Origin of the sequence: Parendozoicomonas sp. Alg238-R29 (assembly GCF_947331445.1) — a bacterium.
Taxonomy (GTDB): Bacteria; Pseudomonadota; Gammaproteobacteria; order Pseudomonadales; family Endozoicomonadaceae; genus Sansalvadorimonas.
Genome location: NZ_CAMZOG010000051.1, coordinates 1 through 21,371, shown reverse-complemented (window position 1 = coordinate 21,371; position 21,371 = coordinate 1). Strand labels below are relative to the sequence as shown.

The window sequence follows — 21,371 nt, the reverse complement described above, 5'->3', positions numbered from 1 at the left end:
ACACGCTCTGAAGTTTCTCAGCACAACAATAATAAACGCCATATCCTGCGGCGGCTTGAGGGTCAGATTGTTCAATTGGAAAGTATGTTAAAAAGAGATGTAGAAAAGGCTTCTGTTACAAAGCCTTAGGTCTATTGAGGTTTTTAGTGATGCTCTAACTCAGGCAGTTCAACAGGCAGCCTGCAAATATCAAGAATGCGGTGGCGTGCACTTTTTACCACGGCAACCCCCTCTCGAATAGCGTCGGGAGCCCGCTCGAAATCTGTCATTCCAATATCGCTGACCCTTGGTGAGAGCAACACATCAGGTGGATCACCAGCCATACGGCTTCGGGTTATGCGATCCTGCATAATATTAATGGATGCTGCCATCACTTCCATGATTCCCGGGTTTTCTTCCCGTGATTCATTCTTGCTGGTTGCTGAGGAAAGCCAAGACTTCATCCGTTTCAGGGTTCCGGAATCGTCGGGGTGCAGGTCTTCTTCAACTTTATTGTGCCCGTTCTGAGGCATCACTCCGTGGCGCCCTACCAGCTGGGTATTCAGGTCTACTGCAATAACAATATCTGCTCCCAGTGCCCGACACAAAGATACCGGAACAGGATTAACCAAACCGCCATCCAATAGCCAGCTGCCATCTCTACACACTGGCTGGAAAAGCCCGGGAAATGTGCAGGAAGCCCTGACAGCCTCGAGAACTGCACCCTGTTTCAGCCACTGCTCCTGACCGGTCTCAAGATCTGTAGCGACAGCGCCGTAAACACAACCCATATCTTCGATATTGATATCAATACCGGCTTCCTTAAAGAAACTGAGCAATTTATCCCCACGCACCAAACCACCAGCAAGGCTGACATCCACCAGCCCCCAGACATCTCGCCAGTTCAAGGATCGCACCCACTTTTCAAATTCATCCAGGTAGTCCATGGCGCTAACCGCCCCTACCAGGGAGCCAACAGAACATCCGGCATAAACATCCGGCTCAATGCCCATTTCACGTAGCTCTTTAAGAACCCCAATATGAGACCAGCCCCGGGCAGATCCAGAGCCAAGGGCAACACCAACCTTTTTCCTGTTGATCACCTTGTTACCACCCCCTAATCCGGACACAAACATGAATAAACACGAAAACTGGCGCTATTTCCAACGGAGCACTAGGGTGTAAGTGCCGTAGCTGCTTATAAGAAGTAACTATATCTGTGGTTCACCTTCGAATATACGCCCTTATCACTCATCCACAAATTAGCTATGTGGTGTTCACCTGCCTTCTCGCACTTACAGCCCCTGTGCAGGCCTGCAAAGTCAGATCACAAAGTGAAGATGTTTTTACACCACAAGAACAACTGCTTTTTGAAAAACAACAGAAGTTACTAAACAGCACGCCCAGCATTCTGCAAAGCAGGGGTTATATAAAAAGGTTTCCCGTTTCCAGAACCGATAACCTGATTACTGGTTTAACTACGCAACTTGTTATACCTGGCATGATACTGGCTGCCAACAACCTTTCTCTTGGTTTTTTTTCACGCCAGCTGAATCAGATGATTCCCAGTGAATCTTTAAGAGGACTGGCTTACCCAATTCTTTCTTATTTATGGGATCAGGTTTTATCCCCTTCCAAATCATTGAGCAGCGCACTCTCTAAAGCGATTCCACCGATGATTGACGGCAGCCTGATTCTGGCTTCGGGAAAAGCCCACTGGGCTGGCAGTCTGTCAACATTCATGCGCTTTATCACCCTGCTCTACAGTGCTCAAAAATCACTCACGCCTGAACTCCGGCATGAATTCAAAAAATGGGCTGTCTATAACCGGAAATACTTCCACCTTGAAGGCAACAACATTCCTAAAGGAATAACTATTCTGCTGGAACGAAAGCATCCGGTGACATCCTTTGGAGAAACCCGTCTGGTTATTTCCTGGCCAGAACAATATGCTGTCACACACGATGATGAATTGTTACCCCAAGATCCGCACATTCCTGCACAGGCTCTTACAAACCTTGTGAACGCTGCACGGGGAAGAGGATATACGTCATTGCAACTGTACCCGACAAATCAACAGGGGAAACTGAAGCTCTTTTCTATTGCTACTCAAAATGAGCGGTGGAGTGATATTGATGAAATCCCCCTGCCGTCAATCAATGGTATTTGGTGGACAACCTTAATCTCTGATTTTCAATCGCCGCGTCATAATCCTCCGTTTCAGATAGCAGACCCTTTATCTCCTGTTTTGCTCAATGCCATCGCCAACCACTACGCACATGATACCCAGAGGCAACTAAAACCATTTTCGCTGACAACCAACGAACTTCTGGTTCGGCTGCAACAAACCAAAGGCCTTTCCATATTTGGTTCACACAAGCACTTCAATATCTGGGCAACACCGGGTGAGTCCACCATTATTCCTTGTAAGCAAACTGCTCTTCCAGATATATCACTTCAGGCCACGGAAACATTTGGTGGCGATATCCGCCACTTAACACCGTTTATCGAAAGACCCATTATTCCCGGCTGGGGTCGCCTGCCTTTATTAACAGTGAAGCTGTTGATTCTTGCAAAGCTACAATCCTGGAGCTGGCAGAAAGGCGTTTATCTTGGAGAAACTCTGGAGCGTCGGCTGACATTCCACGGTGTAAACAAAAAATGGCAACGCTCATTTATTCCGAAACACACCAAAAGAATTGAAGTAAAGCTTCATGACGAAAAGACAATGATCGGGAACCTCATCCGCTCAAGCCACCCATCCCAGAAGCTAATTATTATGTTCCACCCAACCCGAGCCTCATCTGATGATATGGCTAACAGCGGGTACTTTGGTCTGACGCGAGCCCCTGCCGATAGTGAAACAGAGTTAGAGCTGCCTCCAGAAGTCTCAATTAAAGAGCCAAACCGTTTGGGTCAACACCTAAACGACAGTGGTTATGATGTATTCTTTCCTGAGTACCGGGGTTATAAAAACAACCTGGTTCTCAAAAATCGTAGCGAATTCTATAGCGATGCAGTCAGTGCCTTCGACACTATTATTGCAGAGGGTAAAAAGCTCTACAACGAGCAAGCTTATGATCATGCAGGCTATAAAAGCGTCACCGTTATCGGTTATTCCATTGGAACTGGGGCTGCAAGCCACCTCGCCAACGTACGGAGCAGCGGTATAAAAAACGTGATCCTGCTTGCACCTTTCAGGGTTTTGAGCGAAATCATCACAAAAGTGACTCCATTCCCCATTCCTTTTATCAGTTTTATTATGAAGTTCCGCATGGACAACCAGGCTGAACTTGAGCATACAAGAGTGCCGATTCATATATTGCATGGGGAGAAGGATGATTTTATTCCCTCAGCAGGAAGCCAGGAAATGGCCACTTACCTTGAGGAAAAGTTCGGTTCTGGAAACACAGTGACCCATCATCTGCTTCCAAACCTGGGGCACGAAAAAATTTTCAAAAATGAGTCTCTGATAGATTCCATGATCAAACTGTTCCAAAATCAAGAGTAACCGTTTTCCGTCAAATCATTTGTTGTCAGGCAAAATCTTTAGCAATAAAGCATCTCCGTTATAAAAGTCTTTACCACTTCGGTCTTTTAACAAAAACTTTTTCAGCCCAGCTCTATTGGCAGAAAGAATGCCAACATTCTTTACCAGAATACCCAGAACTGGGCGAGAATCGGCCTCTATTCCAGGAATACTTCTTGCTGCTCGCATGAATGCATACTGCGGATATTTCAAGACCCACCAACGATACCAGTGTTTGCGGTTATCATTCCACCACTCCGATTCCGCTTGAGCAGTTTGGTAAATCAGCACCTGACCAGATTCATTGTCTTTTGAGAAAAAAACACGCCTGCCTTTATCTTTGTTTTTGGCTCGCAGCTCAAGAACCAAACTCTCCCCGGAAGGCAGATTTTCAAGTTTGTGAAGCAAACTCTCAATAAATGCATAATCCACAGTGTTCGAAAGTTCCAGTGCATTCACTGCCAGCCAGGCATTTTTCAAACCATGATGGGGAAACGGATATGAGATCAATTGTAATGAAAGAGCATTCCACCGGTGAACGTCATTATTGTCCAAAAGTGACTGAATAAAAGTCTGTTTTTTCTTTCTGTAGGCAGACTTGGTTTGCCCTCTGCTATCGTCTTCTGCCAGGTGAGTAAAGTCCCATGCTTTGTCACCATCACCACTCACTTCATGTATAAGGCCATTGCTGATCCAGTACAAAATACTTTCGAGCCGGTCCCGGTAAATATGATCGGTCTTATTGCCGGGGTTGCTCTTATTGCCGGGGTTGCTCTTATTGCCGGGGTTGTAGTTACTGCGTTCAGCCAGCCAGCGCTCTTTGAGAGAAAGGAACTTGTTACACAGAGCGAGTATTTTCTCATTGTTGTCCATCCCATCCATACATCGGTCAACAACAACCTCACCGAGAATATCTCCCGGATATCTCTGTCCCCAAGTACGATGCAAAACCCCTTCTGCAGGAATAAGACGAATAAAGCCTGATATTTCATGCTCTAACCAGGCCATTTTCTGCAGCCATTTTTCCTGTGGCCTTTGTTCTTTAAGAATCTGCCAAATGACAGGATTGAGTAAGGGTCGTTCAGAACGGTCAACATCCTGAGCCATTGCCACCAGAGCGGGATAGTGTCCAAACTGGGTCTTATCTGAGTAATCAGGCAACCCCGCTCTTTGCCACCATTGGTAATAGAGATAATTGGTTGACCCGGAATAGCTGGCCAGAGGCAAAACTCTTTCATAGCCCTCAAAGTAGTAGGCCTGAGACATCCTCACGGCAGCCAACTGCGCGCCGTAGGATCTGAATTTTGAGGGTTGGGTGGCAATATAACTGTCTAGCGTACCTGCCATCACAGAAAAAGTTTGTAGCCCTGAAAGGGACAACAGGATGAAACTCAGTCCCTTGAAAAGCTGACGTTTTAAAAAGTAACCCATAACAACCCACAAAATAGAGAAGCTCTATTCAGAATAGATTGCCATGCAGGATAGAGGTTCTTAGAGGGTGTTCTCAATTAAATGGCAGAAAGGCACTGATACTCATCAAGCACAAAGTTATCAGTCATTCCTGACATGTAATCAATTATCAGCCGACACCGGTAATACCATTCAAGAGCCCGCAGTTCATCGTCCGATCCTTCAAGATCAGCCAATGCACTGTTATAAGCTTCTCGATGCTTACCCGACAACCGGTGGTACAAACGCTGTACAATAAAGTGTTTGTTTGGCTCCCCGTTCACAATCTCGGTAAAACTTTCCCGTGAAATTTCCAGCAAGGGGCGATATATATCCAGTAACCCCATAAGAGCGGCATAACCACGAAGCTCAGGTGTTTCAACCTCCGGTTGACTGAATACATGTTTACGGGCAACCCACTTCAGAGTCAGCAAAGCCAGATGTTGCTCAGATCCCCCATCTATCAATGGTTCATCCTGGCTACCGTCAAAAATGGCTTGATGATGGTCGCAATAGCGGATGGTTGCATAATCCACCAGGTCTTTCACCAGACGTGTGCGGAAACGTGTTACAAAAAGATGAGATGAGGCGTTATCATCCAGAGCCTGATCCACAATACCAGGCAGGTATCGGCTGAAACCCAAACCGGCTCTTTTACACTGGTTATCCCACTCTTCCTGCAATAACTGCTGCAACTGTTTCAGATTCAAAATACCTTTATCAACCGCGTCTTCGAGATCAGCAATACAGTAGGCAATATCATCGGCAGCCTCCATGATATAAACCAGTGGATATCGATTTCCGGTGGCAATATCAAGATGCTTCCAAATCATTTCCAGCAAAGATTGTTCACTGTAATAACAGCCCGGCTTCTTCTGGCGATAGGTGTAACCTTTATCAGCCTGTTGTTGCCAGGCCGGCCGGGTATATTTCACCAGCGCGGCCACCTGTGAGCAAGTCAGGTTCAACTTCTGGAGGCTGTGAATAATTCTCAAGCCCTGAGCGTTGCCCTCAAAGTGGAGAAGGTCAGGTAACAGCTTTTCTTTGAACAGAGGTGTTTCTTTGGCCTTTCCCAAAGCTCGGGAAAAACAGTCCTCAGAGTTCTTTTCCATCCAGTCATTAATAGCTGCCTCACCAAAATGGCCGAATGGAGGGTTACCGACATCGTGCATCAAGCACGCCATTTCCACCAGATTAGTAAAGGCTATTTCAATGCCATCCAGCCCCAACTCTTTCAGCTTGCCGTCTTCTTTTAAGCGATGAAGGATACAGCGAGAAATAAACCGGCCGGTTTGCTGAACTTCCAAAGAGTGAGTCAGACGACTGCGTACTGCCGCATTGGTTTCAAGAGGGTAAACCTGGGTTTTCTGCTGAAGCCTGCGAATAGCGGCGGACTGAATAATACGCCCACGATTACTTTCCGTCTCTTCAACAATATCCCGTCCCTCAACAGTAGTCGGGCGCTGACGGCGACAGGTTATTTTGTCACGGTAGTTCATAATCGTAGAAACTATTTTTTAAACCCCTCTCACGATAGTTTTTCTATCCATACAAGTAAACATATTCTCCAAAAGGTAAGAGAAAATATCCGAGTTGAAGCTATTCAAAAGTGGCTCGACGGGGTTAAAGTCAAACACCTTTCTGAAGAGTATTGTACTGATATTTCTTGCATTTATCGCTGAATTGGCCGCTATGAGAAAGGTGGTCTGGAGGCACTGAAAACGCGCCCTATCGCTCACAGTAAGAATGCCAAACTTTTACCTGATCAACAGGATGCCCTCTCTCATATCATTCTCACCAAAGACTCTACCGACTACGGATATTATAAGGCTCTATGATAAGGCGAAAAAGGTCATGAAATATCTTCGAAGTGAGGATCGCCTTCTGGATATCCATATCCCGCCGCCTTACTCTCCGGAGTTGAACCCGGTTGAGCTTGTTTGGAGTGTTCTGAAGTCTGGCCGAATTGGTCGTATGGCATTGAAGACAAAAGACAGTTTCTCAATGCTGTCAGTTCAGGGTTGAGGTCAATCCAGAGGCAAAAGAAGAAGATCCTTGGCTTTTTCAGGGCGAGCATACAGCCTATGCATGCTTGGAGATTCTTTATGCATAGGGTTGGCACACATCAATATCAATCGTTTTGTGCGTCTGCTTCCTGAAAGGCTTCATAGAACTCTTGAAGTTCTTCAAGTAAAAACTTTTCAAAATATTGGTTCTCTTGTACCTCTTCCGGCAAACGTACTTCATTGAGAACATAAGGCATTCTATTAGTAATATTATTTTTAACAGTTTCAATACGTTTAGAAACTCTAGAATTGCTTTGATTGTCTGCCTCAGCCTCAATACATTTTGAACATAGATAAGCTGCTGTCTCTTTTGCCGTCACAGCTACCCGATCGTTATTATAAGCATCTGTAGCCTTTATTTCGTCAATGATCTTTGCGTACTTTTCGTTCGAATGAAATCTATCACACAAATAAACAAGATCACTGGGGGCTTCACGATTAAATGTTGATAGCATGTCATCAAGTTCGTCCGACAAGTTAAATTCATCGAAATCTTTTCTTAAAAGAATACCATCAATATAATCCTGGAATGCTGCTGCCTTTCCATCAAGATTTTTACGTCTATCTCTTATATTTCGCATCGCATTAGCAAAAATACCTTTGTCGTTTTTTCCATGGGCCGCAGGTGATCTCAGTTCACGCCTGAGTTCTTGCAAAAGCTCATTCCGAGCATCAGGGGACAGCAGAGTTTTGGTAAAATTCACACCATAATGAACGAAGCCTGGATATTTATATAAAGGGTTGCTTTCATTTAGCCTCCTCAAAAGGTTTTGAAACTGTTTTTGGAAATTCAAGTTAAGGGGATCATCGAATGTTTCGACTAAAGCAGTCCCTAACATATCTGTTAGACCAGCTGTAGCCACAGAAGTATGATCTGTTGCATGATTTACTACATGAGGGCCAACTACAGTTTCATAAGGAGGTGGTGGCGTCGAGCCGTCACGGCGGTATGCAGGCAAAGAACTCAATGAATAGTCCGGTGGATTTGATGGCCCAATGGGATACTCACTGGTTGACAATGCACTCAGGTCTGAAGATGTAGACAAGCTTCTGTTCGGTGATGCTGGCGGAGTACTTAAAGCATGACTCTCACCACTACTACTCTCACTACTACTACTTCCATGACGATGAAAAATAGGTCTAAAAGTAGGTACCACGACAGGAACAAATGGACGAAGATTGAAGTTAGTATCCACATCCCCTCTGTGATTTATATTCGGAAGGGGTAGGTTACGGCTTCGTGGGCGTCTTGGTTGGTTGCCACCAGGAGGCTCAGGAGGCTCAGGAAGATCAGGAAGATCAGGAAACTCAAGGTCACTATCCTCATCACTAGCACTACCTGCGGTATGGATATCAAGCTCGCTACTCATGTCTCCATCGCTACTGAAATCAATAGAAGACTGGGGTGTATAGGATCTCTCTGTATCTATACTGATTAATCTTGAAAAATCGATATTTGAGCCATCCGTTGATGGCATATTGCTTATCGATGGGTCTGGTGTGGTGAGACGAGAGCTATCTACTGTATCAGTATCATTATTTTCATCCACTTTGTTTGTCGTTGATGGGTCTGACACCTGTTTATGAGGTTCATTTCTAATCGAAGAACTGCGAGACCCAATCGGACATTTATTAACAGGATCTGGCTGTGTACTATTCGTAGGATCCGATTGCGATGAAAAGCGAGGTGTCATTTGCATATGTGTTTGTTGGACATCGACTGAAACTATACAGCGCCCATACCACAAAGAGGGAATAGCTTTAAATACTGCTGCAAGTGTGCTTTCATTTCTACTTGTCCGAATCCTGATATCTTCTTTGTATGCAGCAATCCGACAGCTAATAAAGTTGCTCATCAATCAATCCTTGATAATCCATCAATAAAAAAATTGTAGATGAAAAACGTTATCTAGCTTTCTGCACGATTTTTTTGTTAGTTTTTAGTCAATTGATTCTATTAATTGGAAAGAATTACAAAATAACAAGTATGTATGCCGTTATTTCGGCACTTTTCAGAATCAAACACAAAATAACACGTATTAGAGTGTGTTGAGGTTTGCTCTTCGAGTTCGGTATTTCCGAGGACTTTCATGGTTATACCTAGAGGCTATATACGAGACCTACGTACGGGACAATGTATGGTCCGTACATAGGTCAGAACCTCTTATCCATCTTGAAAAAGTAACAGACGTTGGCTCCGTCAACGTAATTAAGCGCCACATTGGGTGATAATTAAGAAAAGAGCCAGGGGCGTTCTCAATTAAACAACCTCCAAACAAGCTGCCTTAAAGTGTGCATACACGGGCATACCCACTTTCAATGCCAACCGGTGTCGAGAGCGGCGAGTAATCAATGCCAGCAATTTTTGTTCTTCAAGGGTTAGCACCACCAAGGCGTGATGCTCATCAATATCTCGAATATCCGTGAGGGTTGTTTTCAGGCGATTCTGAACACTGATACGTTCAATATCTTCCAGGCACAGGCTCACTTCTGCTGCAGGAACAACAACACGAACCGATTGACCTTCTTTAAGATTCGACTGATCCACCATCAACCGGCGTCCATCAACATCCAGTTCAGTAATTCCGTAAGGTCGGTCAGTTCTTACCACCTGTGCCTCCAGAACAGAAAGCGCATGATCATCAGCTAATGAACCCTGAGCACGATTGAGTAGTTGACGACTGCGGCCACGCTCTTCGATACAACCGTTTTCCATCAACACCAACTCATCAGAAAGGCGAGCCATCTCTTCCCGGTCATGGCTGACAAACAATACCGGCACACCAAACTGGCGATTAATATCCCGCAGTCTGGGCATGATCGACACCCGGGAAGCCCAGTCGAGAGCGGCTAAAGGTTCATCCATCAATAAAAGGCGTGGAGCCCCCAATAAAGCTCGCCCGATTGCAACTCTTTGCCGCTGCCCTCCTGATAGTTCTGTTACCGAGCGATCCAGAAAAGGAACAATCTCAAGCCATTCAACAACACTTTCAAAAGAAGGGCCATGACGTTTACGACTACGGCGCAAACCATAATTCAGGTTATCCCGAACATTCCGATGGGGAAATAAACGCCCATCCTGAAACACGTAGCCAATACCACGCTTGTAGGGAGGTACGAATATCTTTGAGTCCTGCCAACAAGCATTTGAGAAAGAAACCGTTCCCTGCACACTCTTTTCCAATCCGGCAATACAACGCAGTAATGTGGTTTTGCCACACCCCGAAGGCCCCATAACACCGGTTACGCCATCCAGGGCAAAGGTCTCACGCACCTGTAACTGAAAGTCATCCCGCTCGTAGTGAAAATCCAGAGATAACATCAACGGTGTCCTTTCCGGTCCAGACTGTAAAGTGCAATGAGAAGAACCAGGGCAAACAGCATTAATCCAGCCGCCATCGTGTGAGCGCTGGCAAAGTCCTGAGTTTCCACCGCATCATAAAGAGCAATAGAGAGCACCTGGGTCTCTCCGGGAATATTTCCACCAATCATCAGAACCACACCAAACTCACCTACGGTATGAGCAAAGCCCAAACAGGCCGCAAGCAGCAGTGGTCGGAAAGTTTGTGGCAACACAACAGAAAAGAAGCGGTCTATTGGGCCAGCCCCCAAAGAGGAGGCAGCTTCCAACAGTCCGCGATCCAGCTGTTCAAAAGCACGCTGCAATGGTTGAACGACAAAAGGCAGGGAGTAAATTACAGACGCCAAAACCAGCCCTGAAAAACTGAATGCCAGAGTTGTACCGGTTAAATCCTGCCACACTTGCCCGGGCAAATTATTGGGCGAGAATGCCACCAGAAGATAGAAGCCCAGCACAGTCGGCGGTAGTACCAGAGGCAGGCCAACCAGAGCTTCCAGAACCGGGCGGAAACCGCTGGTCATCCCAGCAAGTTTCCACGCCATCGGCAGGCCAATTGCAATAAGCAGCAATGTCGTTAACCCTGCAAGTTGCAGGGTTACACTAACGGCCTGCCAGGCTTCACCAGTCATGGCGTGTGACTTCCTTCTGTATCTGAAACTTTGGCTACAACTGGGTCAACAGCTGGGAAATATCCTGCTTTCTGCACAATAATCTGCTGTTTTTTTGCAAGAATATAATCAAGAAAATCCTGACCTAGCTTCTGGTTTTTGCTGCCTGAAAGAACCACAGCCTGCTGACGAATAGGGTTATAAAGCTCATCACGAAGTAACAGGTAACCGTCCTGTACATCATCCGTACGCAATTGCGACAAGGCCACAAAACCAGCACCCGCGTTCCCAGTGGCAACATATTGCCATGCCTGCTGAATACTGGTCCCTTGGACCACCAGAGATTTCTTCTTTTCCCAGAGGCCCAGGTTCTCCAGAACTTGTCGAGCCGCCAACCCATAAGGGGCGGTATCCGGATTCGCCATGGCCAACTTTTCATTCCAGCCGCTCAGGGTTTTGTAGGTAACCTCTGTTGAGCCGGGTTGCCAGAACACCAAACGACCAAAAGCATAAGTCACTGGTTTACCACTGACTCTACCGGTTTCGGCCAACATCTCTGGTCTGCGACTATCGGCGGACAAAAACACATCAAAAGGCGCACCATAGGAAATCTGGTTGTACAGTGCCCCAGTCGAACCGGACGACAGCGTGACTGTATGACCAGTCTGCTCTTCAAACTCTGTTGCCAGTATTTCGGCAACCTGGCGAAAGTTCGCAGAAACAGCCACCCGCAGAGTGTCCGCCTGAGCAGCTGTCGCAGTAAAAACAACAATAAAAGCGGCGAGAAAACGACGCATTATTCTGAAATCTCCTGCTCTTCATTCCAGCGTTCTGCTGCCTGCGCATCAGAATCCCTGGCATCTACCCATCGGTCTCCATCTGTTGTCTGTTCACGCTTCCAGAAGGGAGCCCGTGTTTTCAGGTAATCCATAAGAAACTGGCAGGCATCGAAAGCTGCTTGACGGTGTGCGCTAGCCGCACCAACAAAAACAATCTGATCACCAGGCTTGAGTTGCCCTACCCGGTGGATCACCCTTAAATCATCCAGGTTCCACCGGACTCTGGCTTCCTCAACAATGGCTTCTAAAGATTTTTCGGTCATACCCGGATAATGTTCCAGATACAAACCTCCAACAGAGTCACCGAGATTCATATCCCGAACCAGGCCACTGAACATAACAGCAGCCCCCGTCCCAGAGGACAGACACAGAGCCTGATATTCTGCAGCCACATCAAAATCGCGGGTCTGGACACTTATCACGCAAAAACTCCGGAAAAACTAACGTCAGGGTGAACCACAGGATACCGATTTCCGTGTCACCGGCAAGCAGCATGGTCAGTATTGCTAACACTCATGTTGGCAATCGGATAACAAACCTGCCGCGATACTGTCTTACTTCACTGAAACAGATGTTCAGGGAAAGATTTCATCATGTCAGCGACCAGCGGCTTTCTATTAAAAGCCCTTATTATAATGATGCTCCTGCAATTGCCCTTGTATGCATCGGATTCTGGGCATGCTCCAGATACCATTCCTGTGCCAAATATTCAGATATGGAATATAGATTCCCACATTTACAAAAAATTACCCAAAGGCGCTATATATGATCGAACATCACCACAGATCCCGAGAGATCTGTTGGATTTAATAGAATTTATACGAGAGTGGTATCCGCGCCTCAGGGAGCAGCTCTGGACAGATGAAACGCTGAAAACCGATGCCAAAATTGACATATTTTTACGGCATAAAGACGAAAACGACCCTGAAGCTCTGGCTCACACAACAAGCACGGATTCCCTTATTATTTATGATGGTTACCTGAAAGGGTTAAAACACAAGAGCGGCGGACTGATTATCCACGAACTCACCCATCTGTTGCAGAGCCGCTACCGACAGGAGGGCTTCAGACGCCCTATCTGGATTTCAGAAGCTTTGGCTGACTACCAGCGTTTTACCAGTTTTGAAGCCTTCACATTTGAAATGTACCTAAAGAGAACAAGCGAGGCCATCAAGCATAAAAACATTGAGAAGCATTTTATAGACAAAACATGTGTCGTTTATGACGAAGATAACCCCTGCCCAACATTCTGGGAAGAAGGCTACTCATACAGTTATCAGCCCATTCATACTGCCGGCATGCTGGTTATGATTGAGCATCGTTTTCCGGGAACGGTAAAAAAAATACACCGGAGAATGCACGATTCCGTAAAAGACAGTTTTGATTTTTTTAACAAGGAATTCAGTGACTATCTCTACAGTGAAACAGGTAAGGGGCTTCAGCAAAACTGGTGCGAATACTTAGCGTATGTCGACAACAAAACCGAGGAAGAGGTTTTACAAGACTGTCTGCCAAAAGTCGGTTGGCTGTGGCGCTGGCTCCAATAACAAAACTGAAGTTAAACACTATTTTTAAGAGCAAATATTTAAGAGCAAATAGACGAAGTAACCACTTACAGTCTGGTGTAAGATTGCCCGCACCTAAATACTTGCCTAAGCAGATAACCTGACAACGCGCTGCTATCAGTTAACAAGACAAACTTTCATGACGTCAGATATTCACTTCCAGTTTCCGATTCTCTCTGAAACAGCTCACGGCCTTCCTTTAGCTTGGCTGGATAATGCGGCGACAACACAAAAGCCCCGTTCAGTGATTGATGCCGTCAGTCACTACTACAGCTATGCCAATGCCAATGTTCATCGTGCCTCCCATGTGCTGAGTGCCCGGGCAACCCATGCTTTTGAAGAGGCTCGGGATAAGGTTCGCCAGTTTCTTAATGCTGGCCATACAGAAGAAATCATCTGGACTCGCGGCGCTACAGAAGCCCTGAACCTGCTAGCCTGGAGCTGGGGTCGTGACAACCTCAAGGCTGGTGATGAAATTATTCTTTCCGCCATGGAACACCATGCCAACATCGTGCCCTGGCAACAGATCGCCGAGCATACCGGCGCGCATATTCGTGTGATACCAATTACCGAGAGTGGGGAGTTGGATCTGCAGGCTTACCAGCAACTGCTTAACGAAAGAACAAAACTGCTGGCTGTTACCCATGTTTCTAATGCATTGGGCACTATCAACCCAATAGAAACAATGATGACCCAAGCCAAGGAAGTTGGCGCAACCACTATCATTGATGGCGCGCAGGCTGTTGCCCACTTCCCGGTAGATGTCAGAAAGCTGGGTTGTGACTTTTATGTATTCTCCGGCCACAAGGTCTATGGGCCTACTGGTATCGGTGTTCTTTACGGCCGCAGAGAACTGCTCAATGACATGCCTCCCTGGCAAACCGGTGGCGAGATGATTGAGCGAGTCAGCTTTTCAGGCACAACCTTTAATAAACCGCCTTTTCGCTTTGAAGCCGGCACTCCCAACATCTCTGGTGTTGTTGGGCTGGCAGCCGCCATTGATTACCTGAATAACCTCGACAGAAAAGTTATAGCCCAGCAGGAGCAACAACTCCGTTTCCGCCTGGAACAGGGGCTGGATCATATTCCTGGTATACGCCGTATAGGTACGGCCAAAAGTAAAACAGCAGTAGTGTCTTTTGTTGTGGAGGGCCAGCACAATCACGATATTGGCGTGCTATTGGATCAACAAGGTATCGCTGTGCGTACCGGCCATCACTGCGCAATGCCGCTTATGGAAGCCTTGGAATTACCCGGCACTATAAGAGCGTCTTTAGCCTGCTACAACACCCGTGAAGACGTAGACCGGCTCACAGCCGCTCTACGTAAAATTTGCACAAGACAAAACACCAGTGAAGGTAAAGCCTCAACACCAAAGCTCAACCAGCAACCTCGCCAGACAGATGACAATCAGCTGCCAGCCCCCTTTGCAGCGACACCCTTCTATAACCAGCAAGACTTGATGCGTTTACGAACGGCACTTCTCAGTAAAAAAAGCTGGCAGGAGCGCTACCGTAATATTATGCAACTGGCCTGGGATCTCCCCGCTCTGCCTGATGATATGCGTCAGGATGAAGCGCGGCTGTCCGGATGCGAAAGTACCGTCTGGCTGCATCACCATTACCGTGAAAATGACCAGACCCTGCACTTTGCAGTCGACAGTGACGCCAGGGTTATAAGAGGGCTGGCAGTTATTGTTATGGCCTGCCTGAACAGCCGGACACCGGAAGATTTATTATCGTGCGACATTGATAGCGTATTCGGTGAACTTGAGCTTTCAAATCACTTGAGCCCTTCTCGGGGAAATGGCCTGCGTGCCATTGTTCAGGAAATTCAGGGGATAGCACAGCGATACCGTTAGTTGCAGGGTTAACTACGCCATCACTATCACAAGAAATTTGTTATGATGGTATCCCTGTCAATATCGACTGAAACTGATAAAGAGCGCCGAGCTGCGCCCTCTAAATCTGATAAACAGACATGAGGCCGCAGCCGTGATGGATAACTACATCACCGGGTTGAGGTGAGAAATCCCCCAGCCTCCCGGACCTTTTGGAAAGGTGTTCAATGAATAAACTGCAAGACCGCCAGGGGAGACGCTTCCCCTACCTCAGGCTATCTATAACGGATTTATGCAATTTTCGTTGTCAGTACTGTCTTCCTGATGGATGTCAGGAACCACAACATAAAACCGCTATCAGTCTGGACGAGATCCGTCGTATAGCAACGGCCTTTGCTGCTTTGGGTACAAACAAGATTCGCATCAGTGGCGGTGAACCTTCACTGCGTAGCGATTTCTGCAGCATTCTTCGCACTGTTCGCGATGTTCCTGGCATTGATACCGTTGCAGTGACCACCAATGGTTACAAAATGGATCGCAGGATTGAACGCTGGATTGACTCTGGGATGACTCACCTGAACGTTAGCATCGACAGCCTTGAGCCTGCTATGTTCCACCGCATTACCGGTCATGATCGTCTTGATGAGATTCTTCGCGGCATAGATATTGGTTTTGCGGCAGGTTTGCCATCAATCAAAGTCAACACTGTGCTGATGAAAAACCTTAACGACCGAGAGCTGGATCGTTTTCTGGACTGGATTAAGGATCAGCCCATCACTGTTCGCATGATCGAACTGATGGAAACCGGTGATATGCCGGAATTCTTTAACAAACATCACTTGTCTGGAAAGGTAGTGCGCCAGCAGCTTTTGGATAAAGGCTGGGTACAGATGATTCGCCCAGATAATGCCGGGCCAGCGCAGGAGTTCAGCCACCCTGATTACCAGGGGCGAATTGGTTTGATCATGCCCTACTCGAAAGACTTCTGTGACAGCTGCAACCGTTTGCGGGTGAACAGTCAGGGTGATCTGCAACTTTGCCTGTTTGCAGAACAGGGTTACAGTCTGCGTCATCTGTTGCAGAGTGATGATCAACAGGAGCTGCTCACGACCCGCATTCAAGAAGTTCTTCAATTAAAAGAAGACAAACATTTCCTGGATCAGGGGTTCACTGGCTCTACCACGAATTTGTCGATCATAGGCGGTTGATTGTTGAACACACAGCTACCGATTCTCGGTTTTACGGCTTTTAGCGGAACCGGGAAAACTACTCTTTTGGAAAAAGTTATCCCCCAGATTGTTGAGCAGGGGTTACGTATTGGTCTGATTAAGGCCTCTCATCATACGATTGAACCCGACAAACCAGGTAAAGACAGTTACCGCTTGCGCCATGCCGGTTTATCCCAAACAGTACTGAGCACCCCGGGGCGAGCTATCTGTGTTACAGAGCGCCCTTTTGAAGACCCAAAGTTTGAAGACCAGTTATCTCTGCTGGATCACAACCGACTGGACATGATTCTTGTGGAAGGCTTTCGGGATGCGGCCATCCCCAAAATTGAGCTGCATCGCAACGACTTCGACCGCCCTTACTTGTTTGAGAAAGACAGTCATATTATCGCCCTGTGCCAGGATGTACCTCATCCTTCAACATCCCTGCCCCAACTGGATATTAACAATCCTGAACAGGTTGCTGAGTTTGTTCTCAAGTTCTATCAGCAACAGCAAAGCTCATAGCCCTCATATTTAGATTCGCCCTTACGGATAACACCCAGGAGAATGTATCGGTGAGGGTTTCCCATTATTATTCAGTCTTTTTTCTGGGACCAAAGACAAGATACCGCAGTAATTTCGCGCCCCAATAGATATTCAGCCCGCCAAAAATGAGCCCGCCAGATAACAGTGCAGGGTTAGTAATTTCTGAACCCGGATAATCCTTGCCTTCCAGATAAACATTACGAACATACTGCCACCAACCATAGGGAAATAAGCCCAGTCGCAAGAGACAGAATGTCGACGCGAACCCCACTCGGAAAATCGGATCAACATCTCTCAGATAATAAAATATGGTTGAATTCTCCAGCATCAATGTGTCAGTTAACAGATGTACACGACCATTGGCCGCAAACGCACTGAACACAGACAACATACTTCCCCCATGGAGGACATAAAGCCAATCTCTTTCTGATGCGGATGAATACAGGTCATACCCTGCATATCCATAACTGACCAGAGGAAGAAGTACATCCCACCAGCCAGAAGGCGGTTCATCTTCAACAACTCGCTGCCAATAAGGCTTATCTCTCTTTGAGTACAGGTAACTGGAACCAACACCACTGATCAATGCATGAATGAGGGGAGCGTTTATAAGGTTCTTTTTATAATCCGGCATCGCGATAAACGCTGCGGCAGATACAAGCGGAATCAGGTACAACCCATTCTCTTTTAAACTGTACCCTCGCCTTGGCATACCCGTTTTCGGGTTGATAGAGCCCTTGAAATCCATCAAAGATAAACGATCAAGGTCAGAGGAATGCCAAGGCTTATTGGCGGGAGATACGAAGACTTTGTCTTGCGGTACCAGAAACTGTTTAGCGCAAACCTGTGTAGTGGCCTGATCCGTGTTACCCGCCATTAAGGCGTATTCCACGGGTACATAAATGTCTTTCAAGCTGGGTTTATTCAGTTTTATGTTTTCAGATCCAGAATGGGTAAAGCGCGATGGCGATCTTACCTTTATCCAGCGGGTCGTACCGTCTTCTATTCTGGAAAGAGCAGAACAGGAGATAGCAAGTTTCAGGTATCCGTTCGGTTGTTTTTGAATTAATGCACCGTCAGGTTCGAAGATTTCACTGTTTAGACGCTCATCCGATAAAACCCGTTCTCCAGCAAATACTGGTACTGAACAAATCAACATCAAAGCACTGATCAACATCAAAGTACTGATCAACGAAAAACAAGTGAATACTCTACTGCGCACTCCCTTCTCCCCCTGAAAGCAAGCGGGGAGTTTAGACCGTTATTCCAGTTATCAATGAGCGATCACTGACACCATGCTATCGGCTCATTAATCATCAACGCCTTCATTTTATGCTTGTTATGCTTGGGAACCTCGCGACCGAAAAGTCATCGGTGAGGTTATCTCAAGAATGTGGAATTACCTGTTTGAAACGTCACCCCATGAGTGGGTCAAATTGCTGCCTAACCTTGCCAAAACCTAGAGGAGATATCCCGGTAAATCTGCGACAATAGACTCATAAAAGTTTAGGAGTTTTCCCATGTCTGACTGCTGTTCTGCACCGGGACTGATGTCTCTGGATGATGCCCTGAAAAAACTGTCCGCAGGCGTCTCCCCTGTTAAGGAAACAGAAACTTTACCCCTCGGTTCCTGCGATGGTCGCATTCTGGCAACCAATATTATTTCCCCCATGAATGTGCCGCCCCATAACAACTCAGCCATGGACGGATATGCCCTTACAGCAGCAGATCTGCAGCATACCGATACACTCCCTGTTGCTGGCCAGTCCTTCGCAGGCCACCCCTACGAGGGAACCTGCCCACAGGGACAGTGCATCCGCATTATGACCGGTGCTGCCATTCCTGATGGCACTGATACCGTGATAATGCAGGAACAAACTGAAAAAACTGAGAACGGTATCCGTTTTCTGAAAAAGCCCTCTACCGGAAATAATGTTCGCAAAGCTGGAGAAGATATCAACGAGGGCTGCATTGTTCTCAGTGCGGGGCACAAGCTGTGTCCTCAGAACCTGGGCTTAATGGCCTCTTTGGGTGTTGCTGAAGCGAAAGTCTTCCGCAGGTTGAAAGTCGCCGTATTCTCAACAGGTGATGAACTCAAACTGCCCGGAGAAACTCTGGGTCATGGTGATATTTACGACAGCAACCGAATTATTGTGACTTCCATGCTCAATCGTCTGGGTATGGACGTTATCGATCTTGGCAAACTGCCTGATGATCGTGATGTGATTCGTGATGCCCTCATTCACGCAGACAGCGAAGCCGATGCAGTCATTACTTCTGGCGGTGTATCCGTGGGTGAAGCCGACTTTATTAAAGAAATACTGGAAGAACTGGGTGAAACCGGTTTCTGGAAACTGGCCATCAAACCCGGCAAACCTTTTGCTTTTGGTAAGCTGCCCAACAGTGTGTTCTTTGGCCTGCCCGGAAATCCAGTTTCTGCAACGATTACTCTTCATATTTTGGCGGTTCATGCCCTGAAAATCATGTCTGGCCAGGTATCCGGGGAACCTATTTCACTGAAGGCAACAACCGGAACCAAACTGAAAAAAGCACCGGGAAGGAGAGAGTACCAGCGAGGTATTCTTTCCACAGACCAGAACGGTAATACCACAGTTGTTACCACCGGCAGTCAGGGTTCGGGAATTCTTCGCTCAATGAGTATGGCAAATTGTTACATTGTCCTGTCAGAAGGGAGCACCGGTGTAGAGGTAGGCGAGCAGGTTTCTGTTGTGCCTTTTGATAAACTCACATCTTGAAACTTTGTAAGTTAATAAAAAACTCGGCCGCAAGCGGCCGAGTTTTCTATCAGGAGGCCGCCTGACATGCTCTCAAACACCAGATTTGACTATATCTCTAGGAATCAACGTCGGCTGCTCAGCGCCACTGCCGTAAACCTCAACATGCATAATCACCTGATGCTGGCTATAAACAGCCGCCACACCGCAGTAACCCTGAATCACGCCTTTAGACGTTTTCATCTTGGCACTGCCTGGATCTGTGACATTGCCCTTAAGAGGCTGATGGCGCTTCATCAAACACCCGACAGCCTTCTCCGGTTTCTTCTTTTTATCATGCAGCTCCTTGTGCGTACCGCTCTACTCTTTGCCCGCATTAGACGGCACCTTCCGCCCATCAATGGCAAACATATCCTTGCCGATTAAACCCAACTGATCACACACCATCAGCACCTGCATAAACAGCAGCCCCACAGGCTTATGCATACGGCTGATAAAGTCGGCGATGGTCGTAAAGTGTGGCTAGCTGTTAGCCGACAGCGCCATAAACACAATATTCTCCCGGCAGGCTTTCTCAATCTTCCGGCTGGAAGTGATGCCACGAGAATAAGCGAACAGCACCACCTTCAATAACATCGCAGGGGCGTAGGCCAGACGACCAGTATCATCATTGTTGTAATGGTCATAAAAAATCGAAGTGTCGATTTCATGATCCACCAGGTCATTCAGCGTGTGCTCAAAAGAACCGGGAACAAGCTGCTCAGCCAGGTTAACCGGCAAAAGCAAATTCTGACTGGTGTCGTAAGGCTTGAAACGAGGCATGGTGCGCTGCAATGCATCTTTGGGGCAGATGTGGGAATTTTACCGGCTCCGCTCAGGAGTACCAGCGCATCGGAGAGTTTTTCCACAGGCTCAACGCCTGGTTCAGCCGCCGAAGGCGGTCGGATGGAACCATTTGTTAGATGCGGTTGCAGAGTAGTTATCATACTTAACAAAATTGGAACTCAGCATTTCTTCCTCAATCAAACACATTCAAATAAAACTGATTTAGGATGTTATTATGAACCCAATAGGCGGAGTACAGTCTTCTTATCATGTCAATCCAGAACTTTACGCTGCAAAATCAGAGCTGCAGAAATCCATAGCTGAAGCTAATTTTTCTGGACGAAAAATCTCCTTATCAGCAGCAAAAAATCACTTGATAAATGTATTAAAAAGCGGAACCCCTGCAGAAAAACGAGAAGCAACACAGCTAAGTGCAACTGTAGACCTTGAAACAGTGAGGTTGTGGGTGCAGGACCCCAACCCTGAAACCCTGCGATCCAACCTGGTTTATGTAACATGTCGCTTGCAGAATGTAGAACAAAACGGCACCCCTGCAGAAAAACGAGAAGCAACACAGCTAGATGTAACTGTAGACCTTGAAACAGTGAGGTTGTGGGTGCAGAACCCTGAAACCCTGCAATCCAATCTGAATTCTGCAGCATATCGCTTGCAGAATGTATTAGAAAATGGCAACCCTGCAGAAAAACGAGAAGCAGCACAGCTAAGTGCAACTGTAGACCTTGAAACAGTGAGGTTGTGGGTGCAGGACCCCAATCCTAAAACCCTGCAATCCAATCTGAATTCTGCAACATATCGCTTGC

19 protein-coding genes and 1 riboswitch are annotated in these 21,371 nt (G+C 46.8%); of the genes, 8 read left to right on the top strand and 11 right to left on the bottom strand.

What is annotated here, in order from left to right:
* Positions 1-143: 143 nt before the first annotated feature.
* Positions 144-1,082, bottom strand: a complete 939-nt coding sequence (rssA, locus tag QMA35_RS13460) for a patatin-like phospholipase RssA (RefSeq protein WP_281647672.1) — start codon at positions 1,080-1,082, stop codon at positions 144-146.
* 116 nt (positions 1,083-1,198) lie between these two features.
* Here rssA and QMA35_RS13455 point away from each other — a divergent pair, with 116 nt between their 5' ends.
* Positions 1,199-3,490, top strand: a complete 2,292-nt coding sequence (locus QMA35_RS13455; protein WP_281647671.1) for an alpha/beta fold hydrolase — start codon at positions 1,199-1,201, stop codon at positions 3,488-3,490.
* Positions 3,491-3,505: 15 nt separating this feature from the next.
* Here QMA35_RS13455 and QMA35_RS13450 read toward each other — a convergent pair whose 3' ends face one another.
* Both QMA35_RS13450 and dgt read right to left on the bottom strand, forming a co-directional pair.
* Entirely contained in the window at positions 3,506-4,774 is a 1,269-nt protein-coding gene (locus QMA35_RS13450; protein ID WP_281647670.1) for a hypothetical protein, read from the bottom strand.
* A 242-nt stretch (positions 4,775-5,016) separates the two neighbouring features.
* A complete protein-coding gene (gene dgt / locus QMA35_RS13445) occupies positions 5,017-6,456 on the bottom strand; it encodes a dGTPase (RefSeq protein WP_281647669.1) in 1,440 nt (479 codons plus the stop codon).
* A 247-nt stretch (positions 6,457-6,703) separates the two neighbouring features.
* Here dgt and QMA35_RS13440 point away from each other — a divergent pair, with 247 nt between their 5' ends.
* Positions 6,704-6,982, top strand: coding sequence for a transposase (locus QMA35_RS13440; RefSeq protein ID WP_348650946.1), 279 nt, complete (start codon positions 6,704-6,706; stop codon positions 6,980-6,982).
* A 106-nt stretch (positions 6,983-7,088) separates the two neighbouring features.
* On the opposite strand, the gene QMA35_RS13435 is transcribed toward QMA35_RS13440, so the two are convergent.
* From QMA35_RS13435 to moaE, 5 genes are all read right to left on the bottom strand, one after another.
* Positions 7,089-8,879, bottom strand: coding sequence for a hypothetical protein (locus QMA35_RS13435; RefSeq protein ID WP_281647667.1), 1,791 nt, complete (start codon positions 8,877-8,879; stop codon positions 7,089-7,091).
* 404 nt (positions 8,880-9,283) lie between these two features.
* Positions 9,284-10,345: a molybdenum ABC transporter ATP-binding protein gene (gene modC / locus QMA35_RS13430; RefSeq protein WP_281647666.1), complete on the bottom strand. Its 1,062-nt coding sequence runs from the start codon at positions 10,343-10,345 to the stop codon at positions 9,284-9,286.
* Positions 10,345-11,013, bottom strand: coding sequence for a molybdate ABC transporter permease subunit (gene modB, locus QMA35_RS13425; protein WP_281647665.1), 669 nt, complete (start codon positions 11,011-11,013; stop codon positions 10,345-10,347). The genes modC and modB overlap by 1 nt, the downstream gene beginning before the upstream one ends.
* The gene (gene modA / locus QMA35_RS13420) at positions 11,010-11,789 is read right to left on the bottom strand and encodes a molybdate ABC transporter substrate-binding protein (RefSeq protein ID WP_281647664.1); all 780 of its coding nucleotides are present in this window, start codon (positions 11,787-11,789) and stop codon (positions 11,010-11,012) included. Before modA ends, modB begins: the two co-directional genes overlap by 4 nt.
* Complete coding sequence (gene moaE / locus QMA35_RS13415; RefSeq protein ID WP_281647663.1) at positions 11,789-12,253, bottom strand: molybdopterin synthase catalytic subunit MoaE; 465 nt, start codon at positions 12,251-12,253, stop codon at positions 11,789-11,791. The genes modA and moaE overlap by 1 nt, the downstream gene beginning before the upstream one ends.
* A 378-nt stretch (positions 12,254-12,631) precedes the next feature.
* Here moaE and QMA35_RS13410 point away from each other — a divergent pair, with 378 nt between their 5' ends.
* The 4 genes from QMA35_RS13410 (at position 12,632) to mobB (ending at position 16,969) form a co-directional block, all read left to right on the top strand.
* Positions 12,632-13,378, top strand: coding sequence for a hypothetical protein (locus tag QMA35_RS13410; RefSeq protein ID WP_281647662.1), 747 nt, complete (start codon positions 12,632-12,634; stop codon positions 13,376-13,378).
* Positions 13,379-13,535: 157 nt separating this feature from the next.
* Positions 13,536-15,257, top strand: a complete 1,722-nt coding sequence (locus tag QMA35_RS13405; RefSeq protein WP_281647661.1) for a SufS family cysteine desulfurase — start codon at positions 13,536-13,538, stop codon at positions 15,255-15,257.
* Positions 15,258-15,329: 72 nt separating this feature from the next.
* Positions 15,330-15,475, top strand: a riboswitch (molybdenum cofactor riboswitch).
* On the top strand, positions 15,464-16,444 hold the full coding sequence (gene moaA, locus QMA35_RS13400) for a GTP 3',8-cyclase MoaA (RefSeq protein WP_281647660.1): 981 nt from the start codon (positions 15,464-15,466) through the stop codon (positions 16,442-16,444). (Overlaps the previous riboswitch by 12 nt.)
* A gap of 3 nt (positions 16,445-16,447) precedes the next feature.
* A complete protein-coding gene (mobB, locus tag QMA35_RS13395; protein WP_281647659.1) occupies positions 16,448-16,969 on the top strand; it encodes a molybdopterin-guanine dinucleotide biosynthesis protein B in 522 nt (173 codons plus the stop codon).
* A gap of 67 nt (positions 16,970-17,036) precedes the next feature.
* Here mobB and QMA35_RS13390 read toward each other — a convergent pair whose 3' ends face one another.
* The gene (locus tag QMA35_RS13390) at positions 17,037-18,212 is read right to left on the bottom strand and encodes a TLC domain-containing protein (RefSeq protein ID WP_281647658.1); all 1,176 of its coding nucleotides are present in this window, start codon (positions 18,210-18,212) and stop codon (positions 17,037-17,039) included.
* Positions 18,213-18,510: 298 nt separating this feature from the next.
* Here QMA35_RS13390 and moeA point away from each other — a divergent pair, with 298 nt between their 5' ends.
* Complete coding sequence (moeA, locus tag QMA35_RS13385; protein ID WP_281647657.1) at positions 18,511-19,746, top strand: molybdopterin molybdotransferase MoeA; 1,236 nt, start codon at positions 18,511-18,513, stop codon at positions 19,744-19,746.
* Positions 19,747-19,818: 72 nt separating this feature from the next.
* On the opposite strand, the gene QMA35_RS13380 is transcribed toward moeA, so the two are convergent.
* Positions 19,819-20,022: a hypothetical protein gene (locus QMA35_RS13380; RefSeq protein ID WP_281647656.1), complete on the bottom strand. Its 204-nt coding sequence runs from the start codon at positions 20,020-20,022 to the stop codon at positions 19,819-19,821.
* Positions 20,023-20,247: 225 nt separating this feature from the next.
* Positions 20,248-20,547: a transposase gene (locus QMA35_RS13375; RefSeq protein ID WP_281647655.1), complete on the bottom strand. Its 300-nt coding sequence runs from the start codon at positions 20,545-20,547 to the stop codon at positions 20,248-20,250.
* A gap of 238 nt (positions 20,548-20,785) precedes the next feature.
* Here QMA35_RS13375 and QMA35_RS13370 point away from each other — a divergent pair.
* Positions 20,786-21,371: hypothetical protein (locus QMA35_RS13370; protein ID WP_281647654.1), on the top strand; the 586-nt coding region annotated here is incomplete at its 3' end.

Coding starts and splice junctions, on each gene's coding strand:
- QMA35_RS13375 (WP_281647655.1), bottom strand. CDS start 20,547: ATGCCTCGTTTCAAGCCTTACGACACCAGTCAGAATTTGCTTTTGCCG.
- QMA35_RS13380 (WP_281647656.1), bottom strand. CDS start 20,022: ATGAAGCGCCATCAGCCTCTTAAGGGCAATGTCACAGATCCAGGCAGT.
- QMA35_RS13435 (WP_281647667.1), bottom strand. CDS start 8,879: ATGAGCAACTTTATTAGCTGTCGGATTGCTGCATACAAAGAAGATATC.
- modA (WP_281647664.1), bottom strand. CDS start 11,789: ATGCGTCGTTTTCTCGCCGCTTTTATTGTTGTTTTTACTGCGACAGCT.
- modB (WP_281647665.1), bottom strand. CDS start 11,013: ATGACTGGTGAAGCCTGGCAGGCCGTTAGTGTAACCCTGCAACTTGCA.
- QMA35_RS13450 (WP_281647670.1), bottom strand. CDS start 4,774: ATGTCTCAGGCCTACTACTTTGAGGGCTATGAAAGAGTTTTGCCTCTG.
- QMA35_RS13405 (WP_281647661.1), top strand. CDS start 13,536: ATGACGTCAGATATTCACTTCCAGTTTCCGATTCTCTCTGAAACAGCT.
- dgt (WP_281647669.1), bottom strand. CDS start 6,456: ATGAACTACCGTGACAAAATAACCTGTCGCCGTCAGCGCCCGACTACT.
- moeA (WP_281647657.1), top strand. CDS start 18,511: ATGTCTGACTGCTGTTCTGCACCGGGACTGATGTCTCTGGATGATGCC.
- moaA (WP_281647660.1), top strand. CDS start 15,464: ATGAATAAACTGCAAGACCGCCAGGGGAGACGCTTCCCCTACCTCAGG.
- QMA35_RS13440 (WP_348650946.1), top strand. CDS start 6,704: ATGCCAAACTTTTACCTGATCAACAGGATGCCCTCTCTCATATCATTC.
- modC (WP_281647666.1), bottom strand. CDS start 10,345: ATGTTATCTCTGGATTTTCACTACGAGCGGGATGACTTTCAGTTACAG.